The following is a 12,780-nucleotide window of genomic DNA, read 5'->3' on the forward strand; positions in this document are numbered from 1 at the left end:
AGCACGTCACCCGTACAACCCAATGATTTGAATCTACCAAGTTTTTGAATGGCGCGTAAGTGCCATGTCCTGTTCACGCCACGGCTTGACCTTGCGACGCCCCCCGCACCCCAACAGGCTGGCCCCATGGAGGACTTCAACCGGACCACCCCCGAGTCCCTGCTCGTCGTCGCCGCGCACCCGGACGACATCGAGTTCTGCGTCAGCGGCACGGTGATGCAATGGGTCGAGCGCGGCACCCGCGTCACGTACTGCATCGTCACGGACGGCGGCGCCGGCGGTTACGACGAAGCGCTCCCCCGCCAGGCCATGGCGGACCTGCGCCGCGCCGAGCAGGTCCACTCCGCGAAGCTCAGCGGCGTCGCCGACGTCCGCTTCCTCGGCTACCCCGACAGCTTCGTCGAACCCTCCGTCGACCTCCGCCGCGACCTGTGCCGGATCATCCGCCAAGTCCGCCCCCAGCGGGCCGTCATCCCCTCCCCCGAGATCAACTGGGCCCGCGTCGCCGACCTCCACCCCGACCACCGCGCCGTCGGCGACGCCTCCCTCCGCGCCGTCTACCCCGAGGCCCGCAACCCCTTCGCCCACGCCTCCTTGCTGAAGGAAGAAGGCCTGGAGCCCTGGACCGTCCACGAGCTCTGGCTCATGACCGGCCCCACCCCCAACCAGTACGTCGACGTCACCTCCGTCTTCGACCGCAAGGTGGAGGCCCTCCGCCTCCACACCTCCCAGACCGCCCACTTCGACGACCTCGCCGGCCTCCTGCGCGACTGGCTCGGCGAACACGCGAGGGCGGGCGGGCTGCCGGCGGGGCGGATGGCGGAGGCGTTCCAGATCGTGCACATCGACTGAGCGCCGCCCGAAGGGCTTCGCCCTTGTGACCGCGCGGGGCGAGTGGGACCGTGAGCGGCACAGGTGAGCGCGCGTACCATCACCACGCGTGCGACGAGGGGGAGTTCAGGACATGACGACGTACGTTTCAGACCTCGAGGAAGCGGTCATCCAGCACTACCAGCTGCCCTGGCCGAAGGTCGACGAGAACGCCTACCCGGCGGTGGTGACCACGCTCAACACCTACGCCGACTTCGTCCTGGAGGACGGTTGGAACGCCAACGGACACATGCAGCGGCTGCTCAGCACCGGCCAGGGCGAGGCGCTGACCGCGCTCCGGGAGCACTGGGACCGTGTCCTGGGCAAGGACATCGCGCCCGTCGCCCAGTCGGCCAAAACCCTGGCAAACACCGTGTACGAGATCCCGCAGACGATCGCGACCCTCAAACAGGCGATCGCGATGGCGGCGCTCAACCTGGCCTCCAGTAACGGCATCACGAAGACCGCCGAGGGGCTCAGCTTCGTCGCGGACGCGGGCGCGGGGGCGGCGGTGATGGAGGAAGCGGCCGCGCGCAACGCCAATGTCGTCCGCCAAAAACTCACCGAGATGGTCCTGTCGGCCGAGTCGGACATCCGGCGGAGCCTCACGGCGCTGCTCGAAACCGAGGAGCTGATCGCCCTGGAGTCGGTCCCGTCCGACCTGTCGAACGGCGTCGGCGGCGCGGTCGCCCCCGGGGACGGGATCACGGGAGCGGTCGGAGGCGTCGCGGGCTGGACCACGGGCGGCGGCATGGCCGGAGGCGTCGCGGGCTGGACAACGGGAGACGCCCAGCACGCCGGAGGGAACGGCGGTGCGGGCGGCGACCTCGCCGGCGATACCGGTGTCCGCGTGGACCACGACGAACACAAGATCGCCGCGAGCCGGATCGCCTCGGTCTCCGACGACGTCCTCGGCCGGACGAGCGCCGAACTGGCCAACGCCGCCTCCCAGCACGCGACCGCCCGGGACAGCGGGGACTTCGCCAAGGCATTCGCCCCGGACATCGATCTGATCCTGGACCGTCTCGCGGCGGCGACGGCGGCCATCGGCGACCATCTGGCCGGCGCCCTGCCGGACGCGATCCTGCTGATCTCCAACGACCAGCAGGCCACCGACAACCGCAACCGGAAGAACTTCGGGGAGCTGTGACGAGCAGGGGGCCGGAGCCGTGAACGACTCCGGGCCCCTCTCCGTACGAAGAGGATCAGCAGGCCCCGAGGTCCTGCCACACCCCCCACTCACCGGTCGTCCCGGGCTCCTCGCCCAGCGTCCACCACTTGGCCTTCCAGGTGTGGCCCTTGTGGGAGGCCTGCTGGCCGCCGGTGTAGACGGTGGAGGAGGACCAGGGGGCCGCCGTGCACTGGGTGGCGCCGCCGGTGACGGTCAGGGAGAGGACCGCCGCGTGGCCGGCCGAGGGGCTCGCTCCGTTGACGGCGATCTGGTAGGTGCCGGAGACCGTGGCCGCCGTGGTGCTCAGGGTGAGGGTCGCGGAGCCGCCGGCCGTCACCGAGGAGGGGCTGAGGGTGGCGGTGACGCCGGCGGGCAGGCCGCTGACGGTGAGGTCGACCGTCTGGGCCGTACCGGCGGTGACGGCGGTCTGCACCGTCGCGGAGGTGGAGGCGCCGGCGGTGACGGTGGCGGCGGCCGGGGTGGTGGTCACCGAGAAGTCGTCGGTCGGGGCGGTCGTCCCGCTGGTGAAGGGGGCGAAGATGTGCGAGAAGTCCCAGGTGTTCTGCTGGATGCCGGAGCAGCCGTCGGCGGCCGCGCCGCCCGCGCAGCTGCCGTTGTCGCGCTGGAGCGCCCAGAAGGAGAGGGTGCTGATGCCCTTGGAGACCGCCCAGTCGTAGACCGTACGGGCGTTGGCGAGGCCGAACGTCTCGGCCGGGCCGAAGTCGTCGACGCCGATCATCTCGATGATGCCGACCATGCCCCAGAGCTGGGCGGGCGTCTTCGTCGGGTAGAGCTTGGCGAGCTGGTCGTACAGGCCCTGCGCGGCGGTCTTGGTGTCCGCGGCCATGTCGTGGGCGGCGTTGTCGTAGTAGTCGAAGGTCATGATGTTGACGACGTCGACCTTCGCGCCGTTCGTCACGGCGTTCTTGAGCACGGCGAGACCGCTGGCGGCGAGGCCGTGGGTGGTCGTCGGGAGGGTGTACGAGATCTGGAGCCGGCGGCCGTTGGCGGCGGCCCAGTCCTGGACGAGCTTGATGGCCTTGTTGCGGCGGTCGATCCCGGCGCTGTTGTCGAGGGAGTCGACCTCGATGTCCATGTCGAGCCGGGTGACGTCGTAGGTCGTGATGACCTTCTCGTACACCGCGGCGATCTGGTTGACGTCGGTGCAGCTGTCGGCGATCTCGGTGCCGGTGGTGTCGGCCGTGTAGCCGCCGAAGGAGGGGATGACGTCGCCGCCGCGGGACCGCATGGTCGCGATGTCGGCACCGAAGGAGGACTGGGCGATCGGCAGCCCCGTGTCGCCGTTCCAGTACGCCGTGCAGGAACCCTTGGCCGCGGTCTGGAGGAACGCCATCGTCAGGTGCTTGGCCCCCGACTGCGCGCTGAGGGCGGCCGGGCTCTCCCCGGTCCACGACTCGAAGTAGGGGGCGAAGACCCGGGCGGGGAGCGGGGTCGCGGCCTGGGCGGGAGTGGTGGCGACGGAGGCGAGGCCGAGGGCGGCCACGGCGGTCACGGCGGCGGTGAGGGCCGAGCGGAGCGAACGTACGCGTCGTCTCATGGCAATCCAATGACTGTGGGGGAGATGCGGGGATACCGGAGCGTGCTTCAACGTCCTTGTCGCGCACGACGGTTGAGATGTCGAAGTACGGAGTAACCCCGCGGCCATGGGCACGTCAATGGCCTGGACCAAACTTGGACTAGACCAATTGCGCGATTCGGTGCGTGGTGCATCCAGCCGGTGCGGGCGGGTCCTGGAGCGATGCGCGCGGGCGGCCCGATTGGTCCAGCGAGCCAGGGCCGGCGCCCCTCTCGCACCCCTCTCCCCCGGAAGCGGTTCCTCCGCCGGCCGACCGGGTAGCCGACGTACATGTCGAAGGGTTGGCGCTGGTTACTCCTGGCCGGGTTCGTCGTCTGGACCGTTCTCGCGCTCCAGTGGACGGACTTCGGCTGCAGCTACCCCGAGGCCTACCTCGCGGTGCTCCGCTTCGGCACACCGGAGGGCCTGGAGTTCCTGCCCGCCTGCGCGGGTTAGCGCGCCCCGCTGCCTAGGATCGCGCCATGACCCGTATGCCCCGCCACTCGCGCTCGTCCCTGTCGCTCTGGTCGCGGGACTCGTTCCTGTCCGTCGGCTCGGTCGGATCCACGCTGTCGATCGGCTCCGTCGGCTCGTTCCTGTCCGTCGGCTCGGTCGGATCCGCCCTCTCCGTCGCCTCGGTCGGCTCCTGGGCGAGCCTCGGCTCACTCCTCTCCGCCCGCTCCACCTGGTCGGTCCTCTCCTGGCGCTCCCACCGGGGAGTCCTCGCGGCGGGCGCGGTCGTGGCGGTGGCGGGGACGGTCGCGCTGACGGCCGCGGCCGGGGCACGGCGAGGCCGCTGACACGCGTCCGGCCTCCCCCGTACGGGACGGGGGAGGCCGGACGACGGTGCGGGCCCCGGTGTCAGGGGCAGTTGCTGACGTTGCCGGCCAGGACCAGGGTGTCACCGGACGACTGGAACACGACGGCCCCGGCAGCGAAGCCGAAGGCGGCGACGGCGGCCGCGCAGGCCACCGCGATGCGGGCCTTGACGCTCATGAATCTCCCTGACTTCACGGGCAGCTGAGGACGTTGCCGGCCAGGACGACGGAATCCGCGCCCTGGGCCTGGCCGGTGAGCGTGGCGGCGGTGAAAGCCAGGCCCGCCGTCGCGAAGGCGATCGCGACGAGGGCGGCGATCCGCTTCGGGATGCGCATGGTGGTACTCCCCCTTCAAATGTCGGCCTCCTGCCGACAGTTGAGGGAGATCATCGCATGTTTTCGGCCACCCCGATCAGAGGGTTTCGGGCACCCCCGGACGGAGCCGTCGCAGCCGCCCCGCCAGGTCCGGGGCCCCGAAGTCCTCGGCGATGCGGGCCGGGTCCTCGGCCAGGTGGTCCCAGGAGTCGAAGTGGAGCGGAACCACCGTGCGGGCGCCGAGGGTGCGGGCCAGGGCCGCGCCTTCCCGGGCGCTCATCGAGAAGGCGCGGTCGCCGGTGGACGGGAAGTGCGCGTCGCCGAGGTGGAGGAAGGCGGTGTCGATACGGAAGCGGGCGCCGATCTCGGCCAGCGCGTCGTGCCGGACGGTGTCGCCGGAGACGTACAGCGTGCCGCCCTCGTACGCGACGACGAAGCCGGTGACGGGCCCCGTGACGTGCTCGGTGCCCTCCGGGCCGTGCCGGGCGGGGGTGGCCGTGACCGTGACGGTCGTGGCCCCGGCGGTGACCGTCCGGCTCTCCCAGGAGGCGAGCCCCTCCGCCCGGCCGCCGAGGCGCTCGGCGGCCTCGGGGGTGGTGAGGACCGCCCCTGCCCGGGCGAGCACCTCCCGGCCGGTCACGTCCAGGTTGTCGGCGTGCTGGTCGTGCGAGAGCAGGACCAGGTCGACGGGCGGGAGTTCGGCGGCGGTCAGCGCCGGACCCGCCGTGCGGTGCAGCGGACGGGCGCCCGGATAGTCGGCGGGCGCCGGATCCAGCGCGGGATCCGTGAGGAGGGTGAGGTCCCCGATGCGGAGGAGGACGGTCGCGGTGCCGAGGTAGGTGGCGGTGACGGACGCCGTACCGAGACGGTCGGCAGTCACGGCCTCCGTACCGGGGCCGTCGGCGGTCACGGACTCCGTACCGAGGCCGTCGGCGGTGGCGGTCACCGCACCGGGGCCGTCGGCGGTCACGGGCGCCGCACCGAGATCGCCGCCGGTCACGGCTCTCGACAGGGAGGTCACACCGTGGCCTTCGACGCGTCGATCTTGGCCTGGAGGGCGGTCAGGAGGCCCTGGAGGAGCTCGATGGTGACCTCGTCCGTGAGGTTGCCCTCCTCGTCGAAGCGCTCGTACGAGCGGAAGACGTGGACCTCGGGCTTGACGACGACGTCGCTGTCGGTCCAGACGAAGACCTGGCGGAGGGCGAGCTGCGCGCGGACGGTGCCGAAGTTGGTGGGCGCGGCGCCGAGGATCGCGATGGGCTTGCGGTGCAGCGGGAGGCCCTCGGCCTTGGTCCAGTCGGTGGACAGCCAGTCGAGCGCGTTCTTGAGGACGCCGGGGATGGAGTAGTTGAACTCCGGGGTGGCGATGAGCAGTCCGTCCGCCTCCGCGACCCGGCGGCGCAGCTCCTCGACGATCGCCGGCCGCAGCTCGGGGGTGTCGAGGTCGAGGTCGTACGGCGGGATCTCGCGGAGGTCCTCGTAGATCTCGATCTCCTGGCCGCCGGGGTTGAACTTCTGGGCGGCGCGCAGCAGTTGCGTGTTGTGCGAGGCGGCGCGGAGCGAGCCGGAGATGGCGAGGACCGTGGAAGCGGACATGGGAATCCCCCGTTTCGTCGTGTCGTCGGGCGGCCCGGCGGGCGCCGGTCTCGACAACCACGAAGCTAAACCAGTCAGTTCAGTCCGTCAACCAAACAGTTCAGTCTTGACAGTGAACTGAATGGTGTAGTTCATTCGAAGGCATGACCACTCCCGCACTCGCCACGGCCACCGCGCCCACCACGCTCGCCACGCTCGCCGCGGAGCGGACCGTCGCCCGCGTCGCCCAGCCCTTCCACACCTACGAGGGCGCCGGATTCCCCGTGCGCCGCCCCTTCCCCACCGAGGAACTCCCGTTCTTCGACCCCTTCCTGATGGTCGATCAGGTCGGTCCGATCGAGCTCGCGCCCGGCGAGGCGAAGGGCGCGCCCCCGCACCCGCACCGGGGCTTCGAGACGATCCAGTACGTCCTCGACGGCGACATCGCGAACGCCGACTCGCGCGGCCACCACGCCGTCGTCCGCGCGGGCGGCGTCCAGTGGCTCACCGCCGGCTCCGGCATCGTCCACGAGGCCCTGCCCACACCGGAGTTCCTCGCCTCGGGCGGCCGGCAGCACATGCTCCAGATCTGGCTGAACCTCCCCGCCCGCCTCAAGAACGTCCCGCCGCGGAGCCAGAACGCCGAGTCCTCCGACCTGCCCGTGGCCCTCACCCCCGAGGGCGCCGAACTGACCGTCCTCGCCGGCACCAGCCACGGCGTGACCGGCCCCTTCGCCACCCGTACGCCGGTCCTCGTCGCCCACGGACGCCTCGCGCCCGGCACCCGCGCCGAGTTCACCGTCCCTGCCGGGCACAACGCGATGGTGTACGTCATGCAGGGCGAGGCCACCGTCTCCGGCACGCACCTCCCCGACGGCCACCTCGCGGTCCTCGCCCAGGACGGAGACCGCTTCTCCGTCGAGGCCCCCGACACCGCCGCCGAGGTCCTCGTCCTCACCGGCGAACCGATCGGCGAACCGGTCGCCCGCAGCGGCCCCTTCGTCATGAACACCCCCGCCGAACTCCGCCAGGCGGAAAGGGACTACAGGCAGGGCCTGATGGGCCGGATGCCGGTATGACGGCCGTACAGGCGGGTCCTGACGGGTCCGAAGCGAGCACGCCCCAGGCCCCGGACGCCCCCGGCGCGGGAAAGCTCCAGACCCCGGCCGCCCCCCGCGCGAGAAAGCTCCAGACCCCCGCCGCCCCCGGCGCGGGACATCAGCGGGCCGCCGCCCGAACCGGCCTCCTCCTCGCCGCCCTCGCCGCGCCCGCCGCCATGGGCGTCTCCGGACCGAGTCTCGCGCTCCCGGAAGCCGCTCGCGCCCTCGCCGTCGACGCGCCGGCCGCGGCATGGCTGATGACGGCGTTCGGGCTCGGCATGGCGGTCGGCACCCCGCTCCTCTCGGCCACCGCCGGACGCCGGCACGGGCCCGCCGGAGTCATCAGGGCCGCCGCCGTCCTCGTCTCCCTCGGCGCGCTCCTCGTCCTCCTCGCGCCGAACCTGCCCCTGGCGGTCGCCGGGCGCGCCCTGGAGGCGGTCGGCGCGGCGGGGCTGAACGTCGCCGCCTTCCAGCTCGCCGGCCGGGACCGCTCGGGCCGGATCCCGGGCCTGGTCGCGATCGGCAGCGCGGCGGGCGGCACCATCGGCCTGTTCGCGGGGGCGGCGGTGGCCGGGGCGCTCGGCTGGCGCGGCGCCCTGGTCCTCCCGCTCCTCAGCCTGTTGTCCCTGCGCCCGGCGCTCCGCATGGCGGGCGCGGAGGGAACGGAGACCGCCGGCACCTCCCGTACCCCCGCATCCACCCCCGCTCCTGCCCCTGCCCCCGCCCTTCCCCTCGACATCCTCCGCAACCGCCGCTTCCTCGCCGCCGCCGGACTGATGCTGGCGCTCTCGACCGTCAACTTCGGCCTGCTGTACGCCGCTCCGCGCCGCGTCGCCGCGCTCACCGGCTGGGGTGCGGTGGAGACCGGGGCCGTCGCGTCCGTCGCCGCGCTCGCCGGGGCGCTGCTGTCCTGGCTGCTGGTCCGCGCGGCCCCGGCGCTGGGCCCCGTACGGCTCAAGGCCGCCCTCGCGCTCGGTTCGGCCGTGGGGCTGGTGCTCGCCGTGGCCGCGCCGTGGCCGGTGGCCGTCCTGATCGGCTCGGGGGCCAGCGCGCTGGTCACGGCCGGCGGTCAGGGGCTGCTGACGGGTGCCGCGACCGGGGGTCTGCCGGCGGCCCGGCACGGTCTGGCGATCGGCCTGTTCAACCTGGCGTTCCTGATCGGCGTCGCGGCGGGTCCCGCCCTGGCGGCCTTTGCAGACCAAACCGTTCAGTTCATATAGTGAGACCTCTCGCCGCCACAGAACCGAAGGACCGTCCATGGGCATGGGAGCCGACGCACAGCACGCCGAAGCGATCGACGAGTACGGCATCCCGATCATCCCGGATCCCGCCGACGCCGCCTCGCGCAAGCGCCAGGCGATCATCGACGCGGCGCTCGCGGAGTTCCTCGCGGAGGGGTACTCGGCGGCCTCCATGGACGCGATCACGCGCGGTTCCGGGGTCTCGAAGGCGACGATCTACAAGCACTTCGGCAGCAAGGAGCGCCTGTTCCTCGCCGTCATCGGCGGCGTCCTGCCGAAGACGTACGCCGATCTGGAGCCGTCCAACTCGACGATCGCCGACGCCCCCGACCTGCGGGCCGCGCTCGTCCGGCTCACCACCGACTGGGCCCGGATCCTGCTGCGCCCCGACATCATGTCGCTGCGCCGCCTGGTCATCGGCGAGATCGACCGCTTCCCGCAGCTGGGCCAGCTCTGGTACCGGGTCAGCTACGACATGAACAACGGCCCGCTGATCGAGGCCTTCACCGAGCTGAACGCGCGCGGCGTCCTCGACGCGCCCGACCCGGCGCTCGCCGTGCAGCAGCTGGTGGCGGCCACGCTGGGCGTGCCGCAGCTCGTCCGCACCTTCTCCCCGGACGCGGAGATCGACGACGCGGAGCTGACGCGGGTGATCAGCTCGGGAGTGGATCTGTTCCTGGCCCGGTACGCGCGTTCCTGACGCTGCGGACCCACGCGAGGACCAGCAGGACCACGGCCCACCCCCCGGTGGTGAACAGCTGCGTACGGCTCCCGGCGTCGCCGAGCATGAACACCAGCACCCCGCCGATCCCGGCGAGGGCGACGACGGCCCGCGCCGACGGGCCGTGCAGCCGCAGGTGGGAGGCGGCGATCAGGGCCCAGACGAGCAGGATCGCGGCGCCGATCGAGTTGAGCAGGAACGGGAAGACCGTACGGGGCCAGAGCAGGCTGAGCACGACCGAGGCGAACCCGAACGCGGCGGAGGCGAGGACGGCGGCGTACGGGACGCCCGACCGTCCCAGCCTGCCGAGGGCGCGGGGCGCGTCGCCGCGCCCGACGAGGGCGTACAGCATGCGGGAGGACCCGTAGATGTTGGCGTTCATGGCGGACAGCAGCGCCACGAGGACGACGGCCTTCATCAGCTCACCGGCACCGGGGACGCCGATCCGGCCCATCACGGCGGCGTACGGCCCGTCGGCGACGCCCGGGGCGTCCCACGGCACGAGCGTCACGATGACGGCCATCGAGCCGAGGTAGCAGACCCCGACCCGCCACATCACGGCCCGGACGCCCGCCCGCACGGCGCGGACCGGGTCCTCGCACTCGGCGGCGGCGATCGTCACGGTCTCCAGCCCGCCGAAGGCGAAGACGGCGGCGACGACACCGACGGCGACGCCGTGCCAGCCGTGCGGCAGGAAACCCCCGTCGTGGAGGAGGTGCCCGTCCCCGGGCGAGGCCACCCCGGGCATGAGCCCGACGAGCACGACGGCCCCGAGCAGCAGGAACACCCCGATCGCGGCGATCTTCAGCCCGGCGAACCAGAACTCCAGCTCACCGAAGTTCCGCACGCCGGCGAGGTTGCTCACGGTGAACACGCTCATGAACACCGCCACCCACGCCCAGCCGGGCACCGCGGGCAGCCAGCCCCCGACGATGTGCGCCGCCGCGACGGCCTCGGCGGCGACGCTCACGACGAGCAGCGCCCAGTACATCCACCCGGCCAGCAGCCCGGCCCACGGCCCGAACGCCCTCCGCGCGTGCTCCGCGAACGAGCCCGTCACCGGCCGGGCCGCCGACATCTCCCCGAGCATCCGCATCACCAGCACGGTCAGCACCCCGGCCAGCGCGTACGCCACCAGAATCCCCGGCCCCGCGGCCGCGATCCCGACCCCGGACCCCACGAACAGCCCGGCCCCGATGGCCCCACCCAACGCGATCATGGCCAGGTGCCGCTGCCGCAGCCCTGCCCCCAGTCCCCGCCCCGCCACGCTTCCCCCCGAATTTCAGCCATCCAGCGCGCAGGATCCTGACGCCCGGCTCCACGGGACGGCAAGCCGGTCCCGGCCGCTGAGACGTCCCGAGACGCGGGAGGAGGGAGACGGGACGGGGAGCAGGACACAGGTCTCGCAGCGCAGGCGTGATATATACTTCACGCATCGAGATATACGACCTGCTGCCGGAGGCTCTCGTGTCCAAGACCCTGGTCGACATCGACGACGACATGCTCGCCTTCGCACAGCAGCAGCTCGGCACCAAGACCAAACGGGACACCATCAACCGCGCGCTGACCATAGCGGCATCGATCAGCGCGGACGACCGCGCCCGGGCACTGCGGTGGCTCCAGGAGAACGCCGAGGACTTCCTCGACTTCGACTACCTGGAAGAGCAGGAGCGGTCCGGCCGGTGAGCTACCTCGCCGACACGTCGGCCGTATGGCGGCTCCTGCGCCGACAGGTAGGCGAGCCCTGGCCCACCCGGGTCGCACACGGCCAGGTCTCCATCTGCCCGCCCGTCGAAGCGGAGCTGATGCGGGCACTGCGCTCCGACCGCGACAACGAGCCGTTCACCACCATGCTGAGCCAGACCTTCACCTGGGTACCGGCACCGGAAGACCCCTGGCCCAAGGTCATCGCCGTACAGCGGGATCTGCTCGGCATCGGCCATCACCGCGGGCCGTCCCCGATGGACATCCTGATCGCCCTCACGGCCGAACAACACCGCCTGACCCTGCTGCACGTGGACGACGACTTCGCGGCCATCGCCAAGGTACGCCCCGGCATCGAGATGATCCGGCTCCTGCCCGACGCCTGAACGCCCCCTGCGGGACGGCCCCGCCCCACCCCTACCCCTCCACGACCAGCCTCACCGCGAGGACGACGATCAACGTGCTCGACACGAGCGCCGTACCGAGCCTCCCCCGCGCACTCGTCAGGGTCCGCCCGAGAAGCGTTCCGCCCAGCGCGAGGAACAACTGCCAGCTGGCCGAGGCGACGAGCGCACCGACGACGAAGGCGGTGCGGTCGACGGGAGTGGCCGGAGCGGAGGGCCCCGTGGCCAGGACGAGGGCGGCGAAGTAGATCACCGTCATGGGGTTGAGGATCGTGATCCCCAGGAACGTGAGGTACGCGCGCCCAGGAGCGAGATCGCCCCCGTCGTCCCGCGAGACGAGCCCGCCCTTCCGGTACGCGGCGAACGCCCCCCATCCGGCCCGCACGCCGAGCACCACGAGCACGACCGCCGAGACCCACCGCAGCGGGGTCATCACCGGGGCCAGTACGGGAACGAGCGCGGAACCCCCCGCCACGGCGAGCAGGGCGTACACCCCGTCGGCCGTGGCCACGCCGAGGGCCGCACCGGCGCCCGTGCGCCAGCCGGCACGAGCCGTGACGGCCACCAGATAGGCCCCGACCGCGCCGACCGGAATCGCGATGCCGTACCCGGCCAACAGGCCGGCCACCGCCGCGCCGCCCATCACGCGACGGCGGGGATCGCGCCTCCGGGACCGCCGGGCTGCTGCTGTCGGCGGTAGTCCGCCCCGTCCTTCGTACGCGTCAGGAACCCGCCGATCACCAGATACCGGCGCAACGCCGAGAAGTCCTCGTGCACGCCGAGCAGCGCCTCGTTCACCTCGCGCTCCCGATACGTCCGATCGGCCTCGAACAGCGTCTCGGCGAGGTGCGCGAGGAGCGCCTCCCGGCGGGCGGGCTTGCGCGGGATCGCCTTGAGGCGCCCGTCGGCGGAGAACAGGTCCGCGACGGGGCGGACGGCGGGATGACTGGTCATGCCCGAGAGCGTGGCCCGCCGCTCCCCCACCCCGCAAAGGATTTTCAGCGCGTCATCATGCTCACGACCGGCTGGAATCTCGGCATGACCGGCGGCGTCCCGGTCTGCTCGAAGAACGGCCGCGCCTTCTCCACGAACGCGAGGAAGTTCTCCTCCGAGTCGAAGAAGTCCGTGATCCGCCACCCCCCGCTCCCGTCCGGCCCGGCCGCGTGCGCGATGAACCCCTCCGGCGGAAACCACTCCGCGGCCTGGATCAGCCGCGTCGTCTCCTCGTACTGCTCCTGCGTCCCACCGGGAATCTCGACGGTGACGACGACGCCCTTCTCCATGG

The 12,780-nt window shown here is 72.1% G+C and carries 18 protein-coding genes; 9 read left to right on the plus strand and 9 right to left on the minus strand.

Features of this window, described 5'->3' with window-relative positions; translation table 11 throughout:
* Positions 1-126 precede the first annotated feature (126 nt).
* Positions 127-852 carry a PIG-L deacetylase family protein gene (locus ACFYUS_RS25830; protein WP_388856594.1) on the plus strand — a complete coding sequence of 242 codons (726 nt, stop codon included), beginning with the start codon at positions 127-129 and terminating at the stop codon, positions 850-852.
* 112 nt (positions 853-964) lie between these two features.
* Positions 965-2,020 (plus strand): hypothetical protein, encoded by a 1,056-nt coding sequence (locus ACFYUS_RS25835; protein ID WP_388856597.1) that lies wholly within the window; start codon positions 965-967, stop codon positions 2,018-2,020.
* A gap of 55 nt (positions 2,021-2,075) precedes the next feature.
* On the opposite strand, the gene ACFYUS_RS25840 is transcribed toward ACFYUS_RS25835, so the two are convergent.
* Positions 2,076-3,599, minus strand: coding sequence for a chitinase (locus tag ACFYUS_RS25840; RefSeq protein WP_388856600.1), 1,524 nt, complete (start codon positions 3,597-3,599; stop codon positions 2,076-2,078).
* 309 nt (positions 3,600-3,908) lie between these two features.
* Between ACFYUS_RS25840 and ACFYUS_RS25845 the strand changes: the two genes are divergently transcribed.
* Positions 3,909-4,073: a hypothetical protein gene (locus ACFYUS_RS25845; RefSeq protein WP_388856603.1), complete on the plus strand. Its 165-nt coding sequence runs from the start codon at positions 3,909-3,911 to the stop codon at positions 4,071-4,073.
* Between the two features lie 26 nt (positions 4,074-4,099).
* A complete protein-coding gene (locus ACFYUS_RS25850; protein WP_388856606.1) occupies positions 4,100-4,417 on the plus strand; it encodes a hypothetical protein in 318 nt (105 codons plus the stop codon).
* Between the two features lie 61 nt (positions 4,418-4,478).
* Here the strand turns inward: ACFYUS_RS25850 and ACFYUS_RS25855 are convergent, their stop codons facing one another.
* The 4 genes from ACFYUS_RS25855 to ACFYUS_RS25870 all read right to left on the minus strand — a co-directional run bounded on the left by ACFYUS_RS25855 (position 4,479) and on the right by ACFYUS_RS25870 (position 6,346).
* Positions 4,479-4,613: a hypothetical protein gene (locus ACFYUS_RS25855; RefSeq protein ID WP_388856609.1), complete on the minus strand. Its 135-nt coding sequence runs from the start codon at positions 4,611-4,613 to the stop codon at positions 4,479-4,481.
* A 14-nt stretch (positions 4,614-4,627) separates the two neighbouring features.
* On the minus strand, positions 4,628-4,771 hold the full coding sequence (locus ACFYUS_RS25860) for a hypothetical protein (protein WP_388856612.1): 144 nt from the start codon (positions 4,769-4,771) through the stop codon (positions 4,628-4,630).
* Between the two features lie 76 nt (positions 4,772-4,847).
* Positions 4,848-5,771, minus strand: coding sequence for an MBL fold metallo-hydrolase (locus tag ACFYUS_RS25865; protein ID WP_388856614.1), 924 nt, complete (start codon positions 5,769-5,771; stop codon positions 4,848-4,850).
* Positions 5,768-6,346 (minus strand): NADPH-dependent FMN reductase, encoded by a 579-nt coding sequence (locus ACFYUS_RS25870; protein WP_388856617.1) that lies wholly within the window; start codon positions 6,344-6,346, stop codon positions 5,768-5,770. Before ACFYUS_RS25870 ends, ACFYUS_RS25865 begins: the two co-directional genes overlap by 4 nt.
* A gap of 143 nt (positions 6,347-6,489) precedes the next feature.
* Here ACFYUS_RS25870 and ACFYUS_RS25875 point away from each other — a divergent pair, with 143 nt between their 5' ends.
* Genes ACFYUS_RS25875 through ACFYUS_RS25885 form a run of 3 tightly spaced genes read left to right on the plus strand, consistent with a single transcriptional unit; the run spans position 6,490 to position 9,366 of the window.
* Positions 6,490-7,404, plus strand: a complete 915-nt coding sequence (locus tag ACFYUS_RS25875) for a pirin family protein (RefSeq protein ID WP_388856620.1) — start codon at positions 6,490-6,492, stop codon at positions 7,402-7,404.
* On the plus strand, positions 7,401-8,645 hold the full coding sequence (locus ACFYUS_RS25880; protein WP_388856623.1) for an MFS transporter: 1,245 nt from the start codon (positions 7,401-7,403) through the stop codon (positions 8,643-8,645). Before ACFYUS_RS25875 ends, ACFYUS_RS25880 begins: the two co-directional genes overlap by 4 nt.
* A 43-nt stretch (positions 8,646-8,688) precedes the next feature.
* A complete protein-coding gene (locus tag ACFYUS_RS25885) occupies positions 8,689-9,366 on the plus strand; it encodes a TetR/AcrR family transcriptional regulator (RefSeq protein WP_388856626.1) in 678 nt (225 codons plus the stop codon).
* Here the strand turns inward: ACFYUS_RS25885 and ACFYUS_RS25890 are convergent.
* Positions 9,320-10,606: an amino acid permease gene (locus ACFYUS_RS25890; protein ID WP_388856629.1), complete on the minus strand. Its 1,287-nt coding sequence runs from the start codon at positions 10,604-10,606 to the stop codon at positions 9,320-9,322. The two genes, ACFYUS_RS25885 and ACFYUS_RS25890, sit on opposite strands and share 47 nt — an antisense overlap.
* Positions 10,607-10,854: 248 nt before the next feature.
* On the opposite strand from ACFYUS_RS25890, the gene ACFYUS_RS25895 reads away from it, so the two are divergent.
* Both ACFYUS_RS25895 and ACFYUS_RS25900 read left to right on the plus strand, forming a co-directional pair.
* Positions 10,855-11,073: a type II toxin-antitoxin system VapB family antitoxin gene (locus ACFYUS_RS25895; protein WP_267259036.1), complete on the plus strand. Its 219-nt coding sequence runs from the start codon at positions 10,855-10,857 to the stop codon at positions 11,071-11,073.
* Entirely contained in the window at positions 11,070-11,477 is a 408-nt protein-coding gene (locus tag ACFYUS_RS25900) for a PIN domain nuclease (RefSeq protein WP_388856632.1), read from the plus strand. Before ACFYUS_RS25895 ends, ACFYUS_RS25900 begins: the two co-directional genes overlap by 4 nt.
* Positions 11,478-11,508: 31 nt before the next feature.
* Here ACFYUS_RS25900 and ACFYUS_RS25905 read toward each other — a convergent pair whose 3' ends face one another.
* From ACFYUS_RS25905 to ACFYUS_RS25915, 3 genes are read right to left on the minus strand one after another with little or no spacing between them, the layout of a single operon-like run.
* Positions 11,509-12,138, minus strand: a complete 630-nt coding sequence (locus ACFYUS_RS25905) for a LysE/ArgO family amino acid transporter (RefSeq protein ID WP_388856635.1) — start codon at positions 12,136-12,138, stop codon at positions 11,509-11,511.
* Positions 12,138-12,449, minus strand: a complete 312-nt coding sequence (locus tag ACFYUS_RS25910) for a DUF2087 domain-containing protein (protein ID WP_388856637.1) — start codon at positions 12,447-12,449, stop codon at positions 12,138-12,140. The genes ACFYUS_RS25905 and ACFYUS_RS25910 overlap by 1 nt, the downstream gene beginning before the upstream one ends.
* Before the next feature lie 44 nt (positions 12,450-12,493).
* The gene (locus ACFYUS_RS25915) at positions 12,494-12,778 is read right to left on the minus strand and encodes a hypothetical protein (protein WP_388856639.1); all 285 of its coding nucleotides are present in this window, start codon (positions 12,776-12,778) and stop codon (positions 12,494-12,496) included.
* Between the last annotated feature and the right edge of the window lie 2 nt (positions 12,779-12,780).

It is taken from the genome of Streptomyces sp. NPDC004284, from assembly GCF_042874035.1.
GTDB lineage: Bacteria > Actinomycetota > Actinomycetes > Streptomycetales > Streptomycetaceae > Streptomyces.